The following is a 17,128-nucleotide window of genomic DNA, read 5'->3' on the forward strand; positions in this document are numbered from 1 at the left end:
GCCACTGAGTTTAATGAGTATGTGAGCCACTTTGGGGTGGAAAGCAATCTTGAATCCGCCGGTGGCAAGGTGCGCTTTGCCAGCAACAACGGCTTCGCCAGTTCAGATCCGGGCTGGTACCCAGGAGAAATTCTTCTCTCCGATTCTTCGATCAATGTTGATTTCTTCCAAAAAGGATCGGCAGACCAAGGTTCCGTCTTTGATTTTGCTTTTGGTGATCTGGCCCCAGGTGAGTCCCGCACTTTCAATATCTTCTATGGAGCGGCTGCCAATCTCGCCGATGCCCAGGCGACGATAGAGAAGCTTAAGCCGGATGTATGGTCGTTCGGTCAGTCCACGAATTCAAGCTATATCCCACCAGAGGAGCCGGTTGCCCCAGAGGAGCCGGTTGCCCCAGAGGAGCCGGTTGATCTATCAGAGGAGCCGGTTGCTCCAGAGGAGCCGGTTGATCTATCAGAGGAGCCGGTTGCTCCCGAGGAGCCGGTTGATCTATCAGAGGAGCCAGTTGCCCCAGAGGAGCCGGTTGATCTATCAGAGGAGCCGGTTGCTCCAGAGGAGCCGGTTGATCTATCAGAGGAGCCGGTTGATCTATCAGAGGAGCCGGTTGCTCCCGAGGAGCCGGTTGATCTATCAGAGGAGCCAGTTGCCCCAGAGGAGCCGGTTGATCTATCAGAGGAGCCAGTTGATCTATCAATAGGTTTGCCAGTAGTTGAGGAATTTGCACCCGACTTTTGGTGGAGGTGGAAGAACACCCCGGCCGATGACTTGCCCACCTTTCTCCTTGCCTTTAGTGGTGTAGGTGTGGTGGAGCCTGGTACCACCCCTGGAGAGCAGGTGCTGCCCTTCGTGCCAGCACCAGGCGAATTCGTTTTCCCTGCTCCCACACCCCCTGATTGGTCTGACCCACCTTTTGTCCCAGAAGTTGACGGCTATCTTGGCTCGGGTGAGTTTTTCAGCGTCAAACCCATCTTCCTTGAGTTCGCAACCATGGAAGATAGTCTAGTCAAAGCTGGGCCACTGACGATGAAAGCGGTTCCCGAACCCAATTCCCTTCTTGGGCTGGTTGCCCTCGGCGCTCTCGGCGCAGCTTCAACCCTCAAGCGCAAACTCAAACCCTCCCAATCCACCACAAAAGAAACCACAAAAGTCGGCTAAATTGCCCACAATCAGTAAGGTGTGTTCCCTCCGCTCTTGTAGGTATAGTCATTTCAATTAAGATTGAGAATATCAATCCCAGAGTTCCTAAGGATTTTGTCGGTCTAGACTGTATCAGACTTATCTGAAATGACTATAATTTTCATCTCCTGGAAAGGGTAGGCTTGTTACCTGATAAATTTTCGGAATTCTGCGCCTGGATGTGAATCAGGCACTGGAAGAACCTTTGCTTCAACCGATCATTCAAAACGACAGCAGTTTGGCGATATTTGAATAGGCGTACTGACTCCGCACCGGATAGTGAACATTTACCGTAGCCGTGATGTTGACGTTGGACTGACGCTCGAATACCATCACGATGTCGGAGCCGCCGAAGAGGAAAGTCGAGATCATCTCGCCCTTCGACACCGTTTTTCCCACCACCTCCTGGCGCACCTTCTCGTTGATCAGTGCCACCTGCTCATCATAAGATCGCCCCTTCTTTTCCTGTTGGGTAAGACGGATAAGTTCCTGCGTCCCTGGTTTGACGAACACAACGGAGGATACTTGTGCCATTCCAATGGGCAGCACGGCGATCTTGCCGATAGCGGTTTCCAGGACAAAAAGCCCACGGCACTGCACAAACTGATAGTCTGTGGCATCCTGTGCATCCAGATAACGGTGCGGCATGGCCACGTTGGCCAAGGATGAGTTTTCATCGGCACGTCCCTCAGCATCGAGTAGGTCAAGTTGGACATCCAGGTAAACCTGTCCCGGGATAAATTTAGCCTCAATTATCCTGCCCGCTGCCGGGGCGTGCTGCCGGTGATAGTCGAAGACATTGAGAAAGCTGTGGACGAGAATGCCGCCCTCGAAATCCTGGGCATACTCGGAACCCTTTAACAGTTCTGGGATAGGCCATTCGACGTGCTTGACCACGATTGAGGACTGTGCGGGCATCGGCTCGCCCGCCGGAGTGGTGATAGTCCATTGGCCGACAAAAGTGGACTCGGCTGGGAAGACAATAATCCGAGGATCGTCTGGCTGGGCGACCGGCCGCTGTCGATCGATATCCTTGAAAGTCCTGGAAAACCACTCGTTGAATGTCTTGTAGTTCTCGATCCCGTTTTCGCCCCCATTGTAGTCCTGGTAGGTATATTCTGGCCCGAACTTATAGGTTACGAGATACTTGGCCGATTCGGGTGTGTCGAGAAATTCGCCCCATTCGACCGCAAATTCCCGAAGCCAGAGGGATAGCGGTGTGAGAGCCTCGCCGGTAAAGGGAGCGATGGGGCTTTGCAGGGAGACGAGTTCGGGCTGGTTGAAGTAGTAATAGAACTGCGTCAGGTGCAGATAATCTGTGCGTTCGTGGTAAATGTCGCCCTGCCATTCCCAGACCCGCAACCCGGGTATCCAAGTTACCAGGGCATCGATGTAATAGTAAAATTGGTAGAGGTTGTGTATCCGATCGAGTTCGGGGATGCGCTGTTGTCTTATCTTCAAGATCGCGCTCTGGAAGGCCCCCCCATAGGCGTAATCGTCGATGAGCTTTTTAAGTTTCTTTGTGATCGGCTGCTTCGGCTCGTACACCGCGCTATCGGGGGGTAGCTCTTTAAGGAATTTCGGCCCCTGCGGGATTGACGATGAAACTCCCTGCTCGTTCAGGTGCTGGGCCTCCCGCGCCGACACCGCTTTCCATTTCAACCGGCCATAACTCTGGTTGTGATTTGTGTTCATGCCATTTTCCTCTTGTTGAATATCAAACTATCTATCTAAAATCTCCACAGACAGGGCCGACATTCCGCACATCTTCATATACTTTTATATATTTTTACATTCCCCAAGATGTTTTGACGAAAAACCTTCATTGTATAAACTACTATTAAGAACATTTTCAATAATTGACTTTTTCTGAGAAAAAAATTTACAATTCTTCACCTTAATAAAAAATCCATCATTGTAGCTATAATCCTGATTGGCAAAGGTTTGTCAGCAATAGATTAGTAAAAATTATCAATTGAATGTTAAGAAGTGCAGAAAGTGGGTCTAGTTGCCTGAGATAATATTAGGTCGAGGTCTATACCTAATACTAAATCCGTTGAGTATATGCTACCTATCAGGATAGGCACTCATGCAAAAGGGAGAATAAATAATCAGTTTTTAATAACCAGATTTAGTAAGTAGGTAGGTTTTAAAAGTTGTCAGACACCACCCTTAATAAGGGAGCAGGGGAGATCAGATGCAAAATCTATCTTCAATTTAATTATAACTACTTACTTATAATCTGTTTTTTTTACCAAAGATAATTTCCCTTACATAGCTTTATTTTCTCTCTGGTTAATTTTCGGTGATTGCTATGAGATTACAACCTCTGCTCGAAAACTTGACAGATGCGGGGTTGAAAGCGCTGACGGTGTTTTATTTTTAAAAAAGGGCGCATAAATTCGAGATAGCGAGGTGATAAACTGGAAGTATCGATGACTCGAATTGATCGCAATGTGCCTAATTCTAATTCCTTTTGAACCATCAATTCGGAAATGCCGGCCGCTGCCGAACTATTCTCGATGATTGCTTTCACCATTTCTCCCGTATTTAACAGCAAAGATTTCGTAGGGTGCGTTCCCCACTGCAACTCCGACTACGCAACTAATCGACGAGGGGGAACGCACCTTACTGATTGAGTGATGACAAACTACTACTTTTTAGAAGAACTTCTCCAGAATCGTTTCCCTCCCAAGAAAATCAGTCCTAAAACCCCCAAACTTAACGGGTTCATCGTTGAGGATTCGGGAACCGGAATCGCCCCACCGTCGGCGGTGATTTCTAGATCGACCTCCTTACCGAAATCTCCTAGATCGTAGTCAAAGGTAAGATCGGGCTTGAAATTGGAGCCGGAGACCGAGAAAGTACCGGAACTTCCAATTTGAGGCAAATAACCATCAAAAATTCCCGTATCCTGGGAATCGGTGATGATGCCTCCCTGAACTTTGAGTAACAAAGTGCCTCGTTGGTTATCAGGAATAAAAGGACTATTAAGGTCGATGCTGAAGGTTCCGTCGCTAATAGCAAAATCGAGGGAATTTTCACCCCAGTTGACACTACCATCACCCGTACTGGTAATATCTAAAAACTGTCCTGAACTGAGAATCGACCCCGTATCGGGATCGGTGACGGTAAATTTAATCGGGTCTTTGCCTACCGCACACCCTCCTCCACTGACAAAATCCAAGGCGAATCGGGGACCCCAGATCACGCCTCCGAAAGGTAATCGGATTCTTTGTCGGGCTGTCACTCCGGTGTAACTATTAGCACAAGCCGTTTCCCCGCGTTCCAAAGCGCTCGCTGTCCCAGAAGCATTAATGAATCCCGATACTGTTCCGACTCCAAGACTATTGATCTGCGTATAGGAACTAGCGGTAGCCGATGCCAACCCTCTGGAAACACTCACGGAGTCGAAACGGGTCCAAGGAGGGCCGAGGGGATAGGAGAGATTCACATAGCTGGAGAATGCTGCCGGTGGCGAGACGTAAGGAGAGAAAGCAAAAGCACTTCCCCCGTCGAATCCCCGGACGAGAGGAGTCGTGTTTCCCCCGACACTAAAGCTAAAACCGTGGGTAATGCTGTAAGAGGTGGTGGTTTGTGCAAGAACCGGCGTACCGAAGCCAATAGCGACTCCTGCTCCAAGAAGGGCTGACACAACGGTTCGAGAAGATGATAGTATCATAAGCAACAGAATTAACAAAATTCTGGTATTATAGGTTGGCACTAATCCTATTTCTTGATTGCCAAATTTTTCAAGAAATTTTTGTAAATTTTTGTGAATTTTTGTAACTGCTAAGGCAAAATTATATATAGCGTTTCCTGTTCGCAAGAGGTACATTATCGATGGTAAAAAGCTTAATCAGCAAAGGTCTAACTGTACCACACAGGTGTGAGAACCGCTATAAAACCACTCAAGGTTTACCGAAAATCAATTTTATTCAGCCAACCCTAAGTAAATAGTTCGATAGCTGCCGTGTATATCTATCGTTGCTAATTCAATTTCAACAAAAAAATATGGGGCAATTAAAATTATTTTTATTGGGGTAAGTTTCTTGACTAGAAAGACTTTGAGTCTTGAGATAATATTAGGTCGAGATCTATACCTAATACTAAATCCGTTGAGCATAGGCTACATATCAGGATAGGCACTCATGCAAAAGGTAGAATAAATAATCAGTTTTTAATAACCAGATTTATTATATAGCGTTTCCTAAGCTAGTAAGGTACACCTGTTTTTCTTACCCTTTGCCTTTTGCCTCTTGCCTTTTGCCTAAAACCCATAACTTTTGTACCTCAGCAGACTGAAAAACGCTATAATCTCTCTTTTTTGCCAAAGATAATTTCCCTTACATAGCTTTATTTTCTCTCCGGTTAATTTTTGGTGATTGCTATCAGATTACAACATCTGCTCGAAAACTTGACAGACGCGGGGTTGAAAGCGCTGACGGTGTTTTATTTTTAAAAAAGGGCGCATAAATTCGAGATAGCGAGGGGATAAACCGGAAGTATCGATGACTCGAATTGATCGCAATGTGCCTAATTCTAATTCCTTTTGAACCATCAATTCGGAAATCCCGGCAGCTGCCAAACTATTCTCGATGATTGCTTTCACCATTTCCCCCGTATTTAACACCAAAGTCACCTTTAATGTCCGTAAATCGATGCCCCAATTCTGTAAAGCTTCCTCGAATCTTTGTTGAGTTCCCGATCCCGATTCTCGCATTACCCAAGGGGTTTCCACTAATTCGGGTAATTCGATCGCTTCTCTTTTATACCAGGGATGAGAACGTCCGACAATAATTAATAGGCGATCGCTGCCGACGATCTCCTGTTCTAAACAATTTGTTAAATCACTCTTGACTTCTCCCTCGATTAATGCTAGGTCAAAACGTCCGTTAGCCGTACCCAGACAGATTTCTTCCGTATTAGCTAGGGTGCAGTTGATCTTAATTGCCGGATAGCGCTCCTGAAAATCGCTAATTTTTGCCGGCAGCCAATAGTTACCAATAGTCAAACTCGATCCTAATTGTAGTTCTCCCCGTTGCAAGTCGTTAAATTCCGCCAATCCCCTTTCTGTCAAAGTTACCTGGGTAAGAATGCGTTGCGCTTCTAATTGCAGTAAACGTCCTGTTTCCGTGATCTCGATGTGACGACCGACGCGATGGAATAATTTCACCCCGTATTCATTTTCTAGGGAGGCAATGGCGGCACTGACGGCCGGTTGGGTGATATATAAAGCTTCTGCTGCTTTGGTGAAGTGGAGATGTTCAGCAGTCGCTAGAAAGATTTCCAGTTGATCTAGGGTCATTCTGGCCATGGCAAGGGGTTTTTTGTCTCTATTGGTCTTTCCATCATTTTAATTTATTAAATCAACAAGAAAGAATATTTGATTTTATTAATGGCTCTTTCTAGAGTAGAAGTAGGGCGATCGAGATCAGAAGAGCCGATTAAGAAAAAAATCCTATGACTACCATGATTACTGCCATATCTACAGCAATAGCGGCCTTTATTGCCACTAATCTCGATGACATCCTGATTTTGACGATTCTTTTTACCCAGGTCAATAAACTTTTTCGCCGTCGTCATATCGTTATCGGTCAGTATTTAGGCTTTATCCTGCTGATTTTGGCGAGTTTAACCGGCTTTTTCGGGAGTTTCTTGATTCCGGCTCAGTGGATTCGTTTTCTCGGCCTGTTGCCCGTGATTTTCGGGATTCGGAGTCTCTGGCAGCGAGAAGAAACCGAGACGGATAATCATCTGGAGATGGCTGTAGAATCAGCACCGTCTTCTCCTTTGCTGGCCTGGTTTTCCCCTCAAACCGGCGCTGTGGCGGCAATTACCATCGCCAATGGCAGCGATAATATCGGGATTTATTTGCCGCTGTTTGCTAGTAATACCTGGCCAAATTTAGTTACTATCGTCAGCGTTTTTCTGATCTTGGTGGGTGTTTGGTGTTTTACTGCTCATCAGTTAACCCAATTACCGGCGATCGCTAATTTAATTACCAGTCACGGCAGCCACTTTGTCCCCTGTGTGCTGATCGGTTTGGGTGTGTTTATGATCAAGGAAAGTCTTCCCCTGGCTTTCTTGGCCCTATCCTTAAGCTATGGATGGGCGCTTTTCCAGCAGCAAGCAGAATCTATTTAGGGTTTGCGGCAAAAAGTTTTTCGGTGGGGGCAGGGTGTGGGGTGTGGGGTGTAGGGTGTAGGGTGTAGGGTTTTAGCGATTTTGAGGGGGTCAATTACCTAATTTTCAGGGAAAAAGTACCTGCATTTTCCCCCCGATCACTCCCCAATCTGGTACTTTTTGGTTGACAAAAAGTCTAAAAGTCTTACCCAACAAGGTTTTTAGATTTATTGAGCAAACCCTATTTAATTTTTGATTCAATACAAATACATTTAAAAAGAGATTTTAGATTTTTTCCATACCATCTATAACTCAAGTGCCATAGAATAACATCATCTTCTCAAGCGATCAACTTGAAACTGACCCCTAGTCATCTCGATCATGTTATTTTTTCTCAAATCACCAGTGACGGAAAGCAAGACCAGCATTACACCGAAAAAAGTCAATCCCAATCGAGTCCGCGATCATCTGGCCAATGAACGCACCTATCTGTCTTGGATGCGAACAGCGATCGCATTAATGGGTTTTGGTATGGTTATCCTGCGTTTACGGGCCTTTCATCCTCCTCTGGTTCCCCGGCCCGGTTATGGTTGGAAATTGGGCTTAATGTTTGCTTTAGTGGGTTTATTGACCGTATTTTTGACCACGGCCCATTATTTTACAGTCAGACGAGATATAGATGAAGATACCTACGAACCAGCCGATCGATGGGTGGTACTATTTAGTTTAGCGATCGTTATTCTCGGTGCAGGAATTATCTATTTTGTCGCCACCAGTCCCGATCTGTTGATCGGTAGTATGATGACTTTCGAGTGAACTCTGGGGATTAGGTGGGTTGCAGTAAGCGCCAACTGACCGTGACTAGAACCGTATAAAGCAGTATTTTTAGGGCATTTTTGGGGAAATATTCCGATAATCTTGCTCCCACTACTACCCCCGGTATCCCACCCAACCAGATGGGAAGTACCAGATTCCAATCTACTGTTCCTAATCCCAGATGACCGATGGAAGTACAGGTTAAGAGGATGGACGCTTGCGATAGATCTGTGCCGACTAATTTGCGAGAATCAAGCTGAAAAAAGGTCATCAAGACCAATGCAAATAAGGAACCACTGGAAATACTGGTTAAACCGACCAAATAGCCTAAAACTGCCCCTAATATCGTTGTTTTTATCTGACCAGAGCGAGTGGTTAAATCTAATTTTGGCCAGGACCAAGGGGACAAATCGGGAAAAAATAAGGAGATTAGTAGTTCCAGGGCCGCTAGGACAGTCACGATCATCAAGACAAGACCGATGATAGTAGGCAACCATTGATCGAGATTGAGAGAGCTATTCTGCTGAAAATAGCGAAAACCGACTAATCCTAACAGAGAACCGGGTACACTGCCAATTACTAGCCATTTTACCACTTCTAACTCGATCGTTTGCTGTTGCCAGTGACGAACAGTGCCGACCACTTTCATCAACCCGGCCGCTACCACATCGGAACCCACTGCGGTGGTAGCGGGAACCTGAAATACAAAGATCAATAGGGGTGTAATTAACGATGAACCGCCAATTCCCGTTAATCCCACGATAATTCCGATAAAAAAGCTAAATATTGTCAATAAAGAATAGTCCATTTTTGCCTCAGTCGTCTCTTTTCTCCGGTGCGTTTCTGGTGGTTAAGAGACAAAATTGATTAATTAAGCCTTTAGAACCGACTAAAAGAGCGAAAAAAAGTAATATTAAGCTTTTATCGCTGTTTAATCTTTTTAGTCTCTGTTTACAACCAGTAATCTCCCGAATCGAAACTTAATTTTCTTGCTATCTTGTAAAATGTAAGTGTATTTTAATACGATTGAGATTAAATCATAGTTAAAATACGGTCAAACCCTATACATTTTTTGCCAGAGGATTAACCACCGTGAGTATCATCATCGAGCAGGTATCGAAACAATTCGGCACCTTTACCGCTTTAGACAACATCAACCTAGAGATCAAATCGAATCGTCTGGTGGCACTGCTGGGACCGTCTGGTTCAGGAAAAACTACTCTCCTGAGAGCGATCGCAGGATTAGAACCCCCCGACACAGGCAAAATTATCATCAACGGCAAAGACACAACCCATTTAAACGTCAGAAAAAGGAATATTGGCTTTGTTTTTCAGCATTATGCGCTTTTTAAACACCTGACGGTGCGTCAGAATATCGCTTTCGGTTTAAATATTCGCAAAGCTACCCCGAACTATATTCAAAAACGAGTGGACAATCTCTTGAGTTTAATTCAATTGCAGGGATTAGGCGATCGCTATCCGGCCCAACTATCCGGGGGTCAACGTCAACGGGTTGCCCTGGCCCGGGCCTTAGCGGTAGAACCGGAAGTATTATTATTAGATGAGCCTTTTGGGGCCTTGGATGCCAAAGTTAGAAAAGAGCTGCGGGTTTGGTTGCGGCAATTACACGAGGAAGTCCATGTCACCAGTGTTTTTGTCACCCACGACCAAGAGGAAGCCATGGAAGTGGCCGACGAGATCGTAATTTTTAATGAGGGTAAAATCGAACAGGTGGGAACTCCCGATCAGGTGTACGATCATCCTGCCTCTCCTTTTGTGATGAGTTTTATCGGCCGGGTGAATGTTTTACCACCGACCTCGGCTGCACTATTCGAGCAGCTCGGAGGGGGTACTAACGGAGTTAAGATTTTCATTCGTCCCCACGACCTAGAAATTCTCTCTTCTCCCAATGGGTCTAGTATTGCGGCAAAAGTCGAGCGCATTATCCATCTGGGTTGGGCCATCGATGTGGAATTAATTCTACCGGATCGCTCTCTTCTGATTGCCCATCTGAATCGAGAACAACTGGCTCAACTGCATCTCAAGGTCGGGGATCAAGTTTATGTTCGTCCTCGGGATGCTCGCGTTTTTGCCTAAAAGTCAGCCTTATTGTTAGCACCTGACGAAAGTCCTAATAGGTGTAGGGTCATGAATGCACACGGCTGCTACTAGCTTCGCATCATGTACCTGCACACCCTTAGGAGTCTTATGCAAATAAGACTAAATCCGTTGAGTATAGGCTACTTATTCTTCCTCATTTTCAATAATCTTGGGTTGAAATTTAGTCAACAGTTGATTATAAATATTTTGATCAAGTGCTAGGGTCATTTTTCTTTCAGTTAGACTGAACTTTTTGGGTGTGTTACTGCTTAACTTAAACCAGCGATTTTAACCAACCGTACCAAGCATCTAAACCTTCTCCTGTGGTAGCGGAAACTTGAAAAACTTTCAGATTGGGATTAACTTGATAGGCATAATCTAAACAGCGATCGAGGTTAAAATTAACGTAGGGTAGTAGGTCTATTTTTGTCAAGATCATGACTTGAGAAGCGTGGAACATATAGGGATATTTAATCGGTTTATCTTCTCCTTCGGTGACGGAAAGAATGACGACTTTGGCATTTTCTCCTAAATCAAATAAAGCAGGACAAACTAGATTACCGACATTTTCGATCATGACTAAAGAATTCATCGGTGGATCGAGTTCGATTAATCCTCTCTCTACCATTGATGCTTCTAAATGACAACCTGTTCCGGTGTTAATTTGGATAACCTGACAACCGGTTTCACTAATTTTTTGAGCATCATTAGCTGTAGCTTGATCTCCCTCAATCACACTGATAGGAATAGCGGTTTTTAAATCGGCAATTGTGCGAGTTAACAGGGTAGTTTTTCCCGAACCGGGGGAAGAAACCAGATTAAGGGCAACAGTTTTTCTACCCTTCAACCAACCGCGATTTTGTGCCGCTAACAGATTATTTTTTGCCAGCAGATTTTGCTCAACTTGGAGAATGTTACCATGAATTTGAGCGTGAATTTCTGCGGGATGATGGGGATGTTCATGATCGTGAGCGTGATCGTGATCGTGATGGCTATGACTAATAACAGTACCATCGGCTAAAATATGTTCATGGGTTCCCGTTTGCGGATTAGTTACCGTTACTTCCGAGTTATCAGAACAACCACAGGTTACACACATAAGGATTCTGTCTCCAACGATTTAAGATTTAATTCTTGTCCCTGTAAAATGATTATATTGCGACTACCACATCGATCGCAGATTCCGTAGGGATATTCTAGTTCTAGCTCATTTCCGCAATCTTGGCACTGTCCTAAACCAGAAATTTCCAGAATCTCTAACATTGCCCCCTCTATATTAGTACCTTGACAACAGGTATCAAAACAAAAAGCGATCGATTCTGGCATAATTGCCGTTAGTTTACCAATCTCTAACACCACGCGCTTAACTTTCATTCCTCGCGAGTGTTCTAAGGCAAGTTCGATAATATTTTGGGTGATTCCTAGTTCGTGCATTTTCAGTTATCAGTTATCAGTTATCAGTTATCAGTTATCAGGGAACAGGGAACAGGGAAATTTCAACTAAAACCCCAAAACCCCAAAACCCCAAAACTCCAAAACTCCAACTATCTGTTTTTTTAGTTTTCACTTTTTCCTTTAAAACTGTCTCCTGTCTAATTAACATATTCTCGGTAATTGTTCACCGACTAACATATCGAGAATCCTTTTAGTGCCGAAAGGGGTTTTTAAGTAAACTAAATTGGGGGGAGAAGCGACGACTTCCCCGATAGAAGCGGCATTTTTACCGTCAGGATGGGAACCCATCACTGCTAAAACGCGATTTTCCGCCTCCGGAGGCACGACAAGGACTAATTTGCCCTCATTTGCCAGATAAAGCGGTTCTAAACCCAATAATTCGCACATTCCTCGCACTTCTTCCCGGATGGGGATCGCCGTTTCCTGTACCTGTATTCCCACCCCTGAACTTTGGGCAAATTCGTTTAAAACCGTGGCTAATCCGCCTCTAGTGGCATCCCGCATCGCTTTAACTTCCGGGCAAACTGCCAGAATTGCAGAAATTAAAGAATTCAGGGCTTGACAATCGCTTTCGATTGTGCATTGTAGATCTAATTCGCCCCTGGCAATCAGAATGGCGGCACCGTGATCCCCCAGAAAACCGTTCAGCAAAATGCGATCGCCAACTTGTAAATTATTCGCCCCGGAATTGATTCCAGCCGGAATTACTCCCACTCCAGAGGTATTAATAAATATTTGATCTCCTTGTCCCTTGGGAACGACTTTTGTATCCCCGGTGACGATTTTTACTGCTGCTTTTTCGGCGGCTATTTTCATGCTCGTAACGATGGTTTTTAGGGTGTCGATAGATAAACCTTCTTCGAGGATAAAACTACAACTGAGATAGAGAGGAATTGCCCCACCGACAGCCAAATCATTAACGGTTCCATTGACTGCTAAACTGCCAATATCACCCCCCGGAAAGAATAGGGGAGAAACCACATAGGAATCGGTGGTAAATGCCAAGCGATCGCCTATTCCAGCTAAATCTTTAATTTCAAATCGGGCTTGATCTTCAAGGGTTGCCAGTAGGTTATTATCAAAATTATTCACAAATATCTCATTAATTAAATCCCGCATTGCGCTGCCACCGCTGCCATGGGAGAGAGTGATATTTGTGTCAGTAATTTTTGTTTTTTTTAATCTTAAAGAAGCTGAAGGATTGCTAGTCATAAGTGAGGTAGGAAGTTTTCATTTTGGCGAGTCGCTGGTCGATACCAAATTAGGTTAGACTTTATCTTGATCAGAAACGCTAGTGAAATTTAAAGACAATCAACGCGGCACAGATTCCAGTTTACCTTCTTTTCGTCTGAACATCTCCCCCATGTCAGGGCGTTATAGCTGACAGTGAGTCGCTATAATAGAATTTGCTGATCGCTAACTTCTCCCTCAGTAAAATTTCTATGACTGGAAGACTGAACAAGCTACAACAAGATTTAAAGAACATAGAAACGGAGGTGGCAAATTTAGCCGAAAAAATGCGAGAAAAATACCGAATTTATCTTGATTTACTTGGTGAATCTCTCTATAAACAGGCGATCGGGGCAGTGTATTATATCTGTACCCGTTACTATGGGGGGGAATTTCTGGCTCTCTCCCACAGCAATCGTCAGAAACTACAAGAGGAGATCAAAGCTCTAGGACAAGAGGCTAAAGCCAGTTTACAGCAATTGGGCGAGCAGAGCTTTGATCGAGGAGCATTTTCAGGGGTAGGATTCTCTAAAAGTCCAGCAGAGACGAAAAATACCCCAGATTTCTTGAAACTTTTTCTAGACAAACCGGGAAATCTAGCCGCAACTGGAGAGATTAATAACCCCGATATTTTACTCCATTGTTGTCGAGTGCTGGAAAAAAACTGTATTGAGATTCTCAATCATCTCTCTAAACAAATTAATCAGCAACTACAAAAAGCTTATATTCTTCCCCCTCATCTACCCAGTCAAATTCTCGATATGGCAATTGAAGCGGGAGAAGAAGGACAATCCCTAGGTGGGGGAAATAATATGTTAAACATTCTAGTGGAAGCTAAAAACCCTGAACTAGAGGAAGAAAAAGATGAAGATGATGGGGATGAGGATGAGGATAATCGTGATTTTTTGAGTGGCAAAGTAACTAAAGTAACGGCAATTCATCTACGAATGGCTGAACTGGAATTTGCTGATGCTCGCTTAAGTGTCGAAAGAAATCAAATTCGCTACCTTTGGGAACAATTAAATCGTCTAGGGGAACAATATTATCGTATTCGCAAAGAATATACTATCGCTCAAGCGGAAGCGGCGTGGCGCAGTAGTTGGTACGATTAATCAGTTATAATTAAACAGAAGTATTAGGGAAGCATAATACTGGGAAATTTGGAGTCAAGAGGCAATTATGAAAGGGGAAATACCCGACTGGGTGAGATTACAAAAAGCCTTATCTGTAGAAGCGGAAAAAGGTTATCCAGATCTTCAGGGAAATCAATACCGTTTTAGCGAGTTTTTGTGTCTTAGTTTCGGGGATAATCCTCCCGTGGGAATTGCCACCAGTGAGAGAAATCGCTGGCGAGAATTAGCCCAAAAATTTGCCCAATATTCCCAATTTAATCCCAGACAAAGACAACAATTAGTCGTCGAAACTCGCAATTTTTTGCAACAATTACGGCAAACTTTAGAAGCAACCCCCACCCCAAAAGAACCAGCTGCGGCGAAAATTATTAATACCATTCCCATCACGGCAAAGGCTAATTCTCCACGGCAAGTCACCCTCGAACAACCCTTGAAATATCTAGCGGAAGTGGGAGAGAGAAAAGCTAGTCTTTTAGAAAGATTAAACCTCCACAAAGTTGAAGATTTATTATATTATTATCCCCGAGATCATGTGGATTACAGTCGTCAAGTCAATATCGCTAATTTAACCGAGGGGGAAACGGTAACTTTAGTGGGGAATGTCAAGCGCTGTAATTGTTTTAATAGCCCCAAAAATACCAAGTTAGCTATCTTTGAATTGCTCTTACAGGATCGCACTGGACAGATAAAATTAAACCGTTTTTATGCGGGAACTCGCTACACTAATCGTGCTTGGCAAGAAGGACAAAAAAAACTCTATCCCGTCGGTTCGGTGGTGGCGGTTAGTGGTTTAGTCAAAGCGGGTAAATATGGGTTAACTTTAGAAAATCCTGAATTTGAATTATTAGACAGTTCTGGGGCAAGTATTGAGTCCTTAAAAATCGGGCGTATCCTGCCCGTTTATCCCCTCACCGATGGAGTACCCGCCGACCTAATTAGAAAGGCTGTAGTCGCCGCTTTTGGGGCAGTAGATGCGATAAAAGATTCCTTGCCTTTCGGTCTAAGAAAACAATACGGATTAATCGATTTAAAAACAGCAATTACTAACATTCATTTTCCTAATAATTCCGAGATTCTCAGTCAAGCTCGACGGCGATTAGTCTTTGATGAATTCTTCTTTTTACAATTGGGTTTTCTGCGGCGGCGGCAACAGTATCGTCAGACACAGAAAAGTGCTATTTTTAGTGCTAAGGGTCAACTAATTGATCGATTTAATCAGATAATTCCCTTTCAATTAACCAATGCTCAAAAACGAGTTATTGAGGAAATTTTAGAGGATTTAGATTCTAGCACCCCGATGAATCGTCTTGTGCAGGGGGATGTGGGTTCTGGCAAAACAATTGTCGGAGTTTATGCTATTTTAGCAGCCCTACAATCCGGTTATCAAGCGGCATTAATGGCTCCTACGGAAGTTTTAGCGGAACAACATTATCGTAAGTTAGTTAGCTGGTTTAATCTCTTATATTTACCCGTAGAATTATTGACGGGTTCCACAAAAACCGCTAAACGGCGAGAAATTCACGCCCAATTGGAGACAGGAGAATTACCACTTTTAGTGGGAACTCATGCCCTAATTCAAGATGCAGTTAATTTCCGCAAATTGGGGTTAGTTGTTATTGATGAACAGCATCGCTTTGGGGTACAACAAAGGGCAAGATTATTAAGCAAAGGAGAGTCTCCCCACGTTTTAACCATGACAGCAACACCGATTCCCCGTACTTTAGCTTTAACCCTGCATGGGGATTTAGATGTGAGTCAAATTGATGAATTACCCCCCGGCAGACAACCGATTCAAACCACCGCTTTAAATGGCAATCAAAGAAGGGCTGCCTATGATTTAATTCGCCGTGAAATTGCCCAAGGCAGACAAGCTTATGTGATTTTTCCCTTGATTGAAGAATCGGAAAAATTAGATGTAAGGGCTGCGGTGGAAGAATATCAAAATTTATCAGAAAAGATTTTTCCCAATTTTAATATCGGTTTACTCCATGGTCGCATGAGTTCCGCCGAAAAAGAGGAAATCTTAACAGCTTTTCGCGATAATATTCTGCAAATTATTGTCTCAACTACGGTTATCGAAGTGGGGGTGGATGTTCCCAATGCCACGGTGATGTTAATTGAAAATGCCGAACGTTTTGGCCTTTCACAATTGCATCAATTACGGGGGCGCGTGGGCAGAGGTTCCCATCAATCCTATTGTTTACTTTTAAGTGGCAGTAATAGTGCTAATTCCCGTCAAAGATTAACGGTTTTGGAACAATCCCAAGACGGCTTTTTTATCTCGGAAATGGATATGCGATTTCGCGGTCCGGGGGAAGTTTTAGGACAACGACAATCGGGTTTACCAGATTTTGCCCTCGCTAGTTTAGTCGAGGATCAAGAGGTGTTAGTTTTGGCAAGAGATGCCGCCGAAAAAATTATGTTAGATGATCCCCATTTAATCACTTTGCCCAATTTGAAACAAGCTTTAGAAGCTAAATATCAACGGATGTTAGGAGCGGATATTTTAACTTGATTGAGTGAATTATGAATTATCAATTATGAATTATGAATTACGAATTATGATACTAAATCTGGTTATTAAAAACTGGTTATTTATTCTCCGTTTTGCAGGAGTGCCTCTCTTGATATGTAGCCCATACTCAACGGATTTAGTATTACTTTCGATTTTATCACTCAATCCAAGCCTTTGGGGGGTTCTACCCCCCAAACCCCCCGCGCATTAGTTTTTCGGTGGGATGCTTACACGCAGCCGCTGACGCATCTGTAATAATTTAGGAGTCACTGATAATTGCTGATTGTCGGTATTTCTACAAATGTGAGATGCACCCAATCAGTAAACAGTGATCAGTAATCAGTAAACAGTAATCAATAATCAGTGAAAAGACAGCAGCAAACTGGCATTTGATGAGGCTCACTTAATACATACTGCTCACTCAAAACTTAAACCTCAAATCTGATAACTGATAACTGATAACTGATAACTGATAACTGATAACTGATAACTGATAACTGATAACTGATAACTGATAACTGATAACTGATAACTGATAACTGATAACTGATAACTGATAACTGATAACTGATAACTG

The 17,128-nt window shown here is 43.9% G+C and carries 12 protein-coding genes and 3 pseudogenes; 6 read left to right on the forward strand and 9 right to left on the reverse strand.

The window, feature by feature from the left end; translation table 11 throughout:
- Positions 1-1,029: 1,029 nt before the first annotated feature.
- Positions 1,030-1,155: pseudogene (locus IM485_RS17455) on the forward strand (PEP-CTERM sorting domain-containing protein); the annotation flags it as partial.
- A gap of 243 nt (positions 1,156-1,398) precedes the next feature.
- Here the strand turns inward: IM485_RS17455 and IM485_RS17460 are convergent.
- The 4 genes and pseudogenes from IM485_RS17460 to IM485_RS17475 form a co-directional block, all read right to left on the reverse strand.
- Positions 1,399-2,871 (reverse strand): phosphatidylserine decarboxylase, encoded by a 1,473-nt coding sequence (locus IM485_RS17460; RefSeq protein ID WP_104396947.1) that lies wholly within the window; start codon positions 2,869-2,871, stop codon positions 1,399-1,401.
- A 625-nt stretch (positions 2,872-3,496) separates the two neighbouring features.
- A pseudogene (locus IM485_RS17465) lies at positions 3,497-3,739 on the reverse strand (LysR family transcriptional regulator); the annotation flags it as partial.
- 90 nt (positions 3,740-3,829) lie between these two features.
- Entirely contained in the window at positions 3,830-4,831 is a 1,002-nt protein-coding gene (locus IM485_RS17470; protein WP_133164152.1) for a hypothetical protein, read from the reverse strand.
- 741 nt (positions 4,832-5,572) lie between these two features.
- The gene (locus IM485_RS17475; protein ID WP_104396949.1) at positions 5,573-6,493 is read right to left on the reverse strand and encodes a LysR substrate-binding domain-containing protein; all 921 of its coding nucleotides are present in this window, start codon (positions 6,491-6,493) and stop codon (positions 5,573-5,575) included.
- 146 nt (positions 6,494-6,639) lie between these two features.
- Between IM485_RS17475 and IM485_RS17480 the strand changes: the two genes are divergently transcribed.
- Positions 6,640-7,323, forward strand: coding sequence for a cadmium resistance transporter (locus IM485_RS17480; protein WP_104396950.1), 684 nt, complete (start codon positions 6,640-6,642; stop codon positions 7,321-7,323).
- Between the two features lie 360 nt (positions 7,324-7,683).
- Positions 7,684-8,118, forward strand: coding sequence for a YidH family protein (locus tag IM485_RS17485; protein ID WP_002767348.1), 435 nt, complete (start codon positions 7,684-7,686; stop codon positions 8,116-8,118).
- A 10-nt stretch (positions 8,119-8,128) separates the two neighbouring features.
- Here IM485_RS17485 and IM485_RS17490 read toward each other — a convergent pair whose 3' ends face one another.
- Positions 8,129-8,926, reverse strand: a complete 798-nt coding sequence (locus tag IM485_RS17490; RefSeq protein WP_104396951.1) for a sulfite exporter TauE/SafE family protein — start codon at positions 8,924-8,926, stop codon at positions 8,129-8,131.
- Positions 8,927-9,210: 284 nt separating this feature from the next.
- On the opposite strand from IM485_RS17490, the gene IM485_RS17495 reads away from it, so the two are divergent.
- Positions 9,211-10,215, forward strand: coding sequence for a sulfate/molybdate ABC transporter ATP-binding protein (locus IM485_RS17495; RefSeq protein ID WP_287744638.1), 1,005 nt, complete (start codon positions 9,211-9,213; stop codon positions 10,213-10,215).
- A 150-nt stretch (positions 10,216-10,365) separates the two neighbouring features.
- Here IM485_RS17495 and IM485_RS22805 read toward each other — a convergent pair.
- From IM485_RS22805 to hypE, 4 genes and pseudogenes are all read right to left on the reverse strand, one after another.
- Positions 10,366-10,446 (reverse strand): annotated as a pseudogene (locus IM485_RS22805) (transcriptional regulator); the annotation flags it as partial.
- A 46-nt stretch (positions 10,447-10,492) separates the two neighbouring features.
- The gene (hypB, locus tag IM485_RS17500) at positions 10,493-11,317 is read right to left on the reverse strand and encodes a hydrogenase nickel incorporation protein HypB (RefSeq protein WP_287744641.1); all 825 of its coding nucleotides are present in this window, start codon (positions 11,315-11,317) and stop codon (positions 10,493-10,495) included.
- The gene (locus IM485_RS17505; protein ID WP_002732104.1) at positions 11,308-11,652 is read right to left on the reverse strand and encodes a hydrogenase maturation nickel metallochaperone HypA/HybF; all 345 of its coding nucleotides are present in this window, start codon (positions 11,650-11,652) and stop codon (positions 11,308-11,310) included. The genes hypB and IM485_RS17505 overlap by 10 nt, the downstream gene beginning before the upstream one ends.
- A gap of 162 nt (positions 11,653-11,814) precedes the next feature.
- Positions 11,815-12,885, reverse strand: coding sequence for a hydrogenase expression/formation protein HypE (gene hypE, locus IM485_RS17510; protein ID WP_287744644.1), 1,071 nt, complete (start codon positions 12,883-12,885; stop codon positions 11,815-11,817).
- Between the two features lie 230 nt (positions 12,886-13,115).
- Between hypE and IM485_RS17515 the strand changes: the two genes are divergently transcribed.
- Positions 13,116-14,015, forward strand: a complete 900-nt coding sequence (locus IM485_RS17515) for a hypothetical protein (protein ID WP_287744647.1) — start codon at positions 13,116-13,118, stop codon at positions 14,013-14,015.
- A 67-nt stretch (positions 14,016-14,082) separates the two neighbouring features.
- Entirely contained in the window at positions 14,083-16,551 is a 2,469-nt protein-coding gene (gene recG / locus IM485_RS17520; RefSeq protein ID WP_287744650.1) for an ATP-dependent DNA helicase RecG, read from the forward strand.
- Positions 16,552-17,128: the final 577 nt, after the last annotated feature.

Source organism: Microcystis sp. M169S2 (assembly GCF_020245865.1).
In the GTDB taxonomy this organism is placed as follows: domain Bacteria; phylum Cyanobacteriota; class Cyanobacteriia; order Cyanobacteriales; family Microcystaceae; genus Microcystis; species Microcystis ichthyoblabe_A.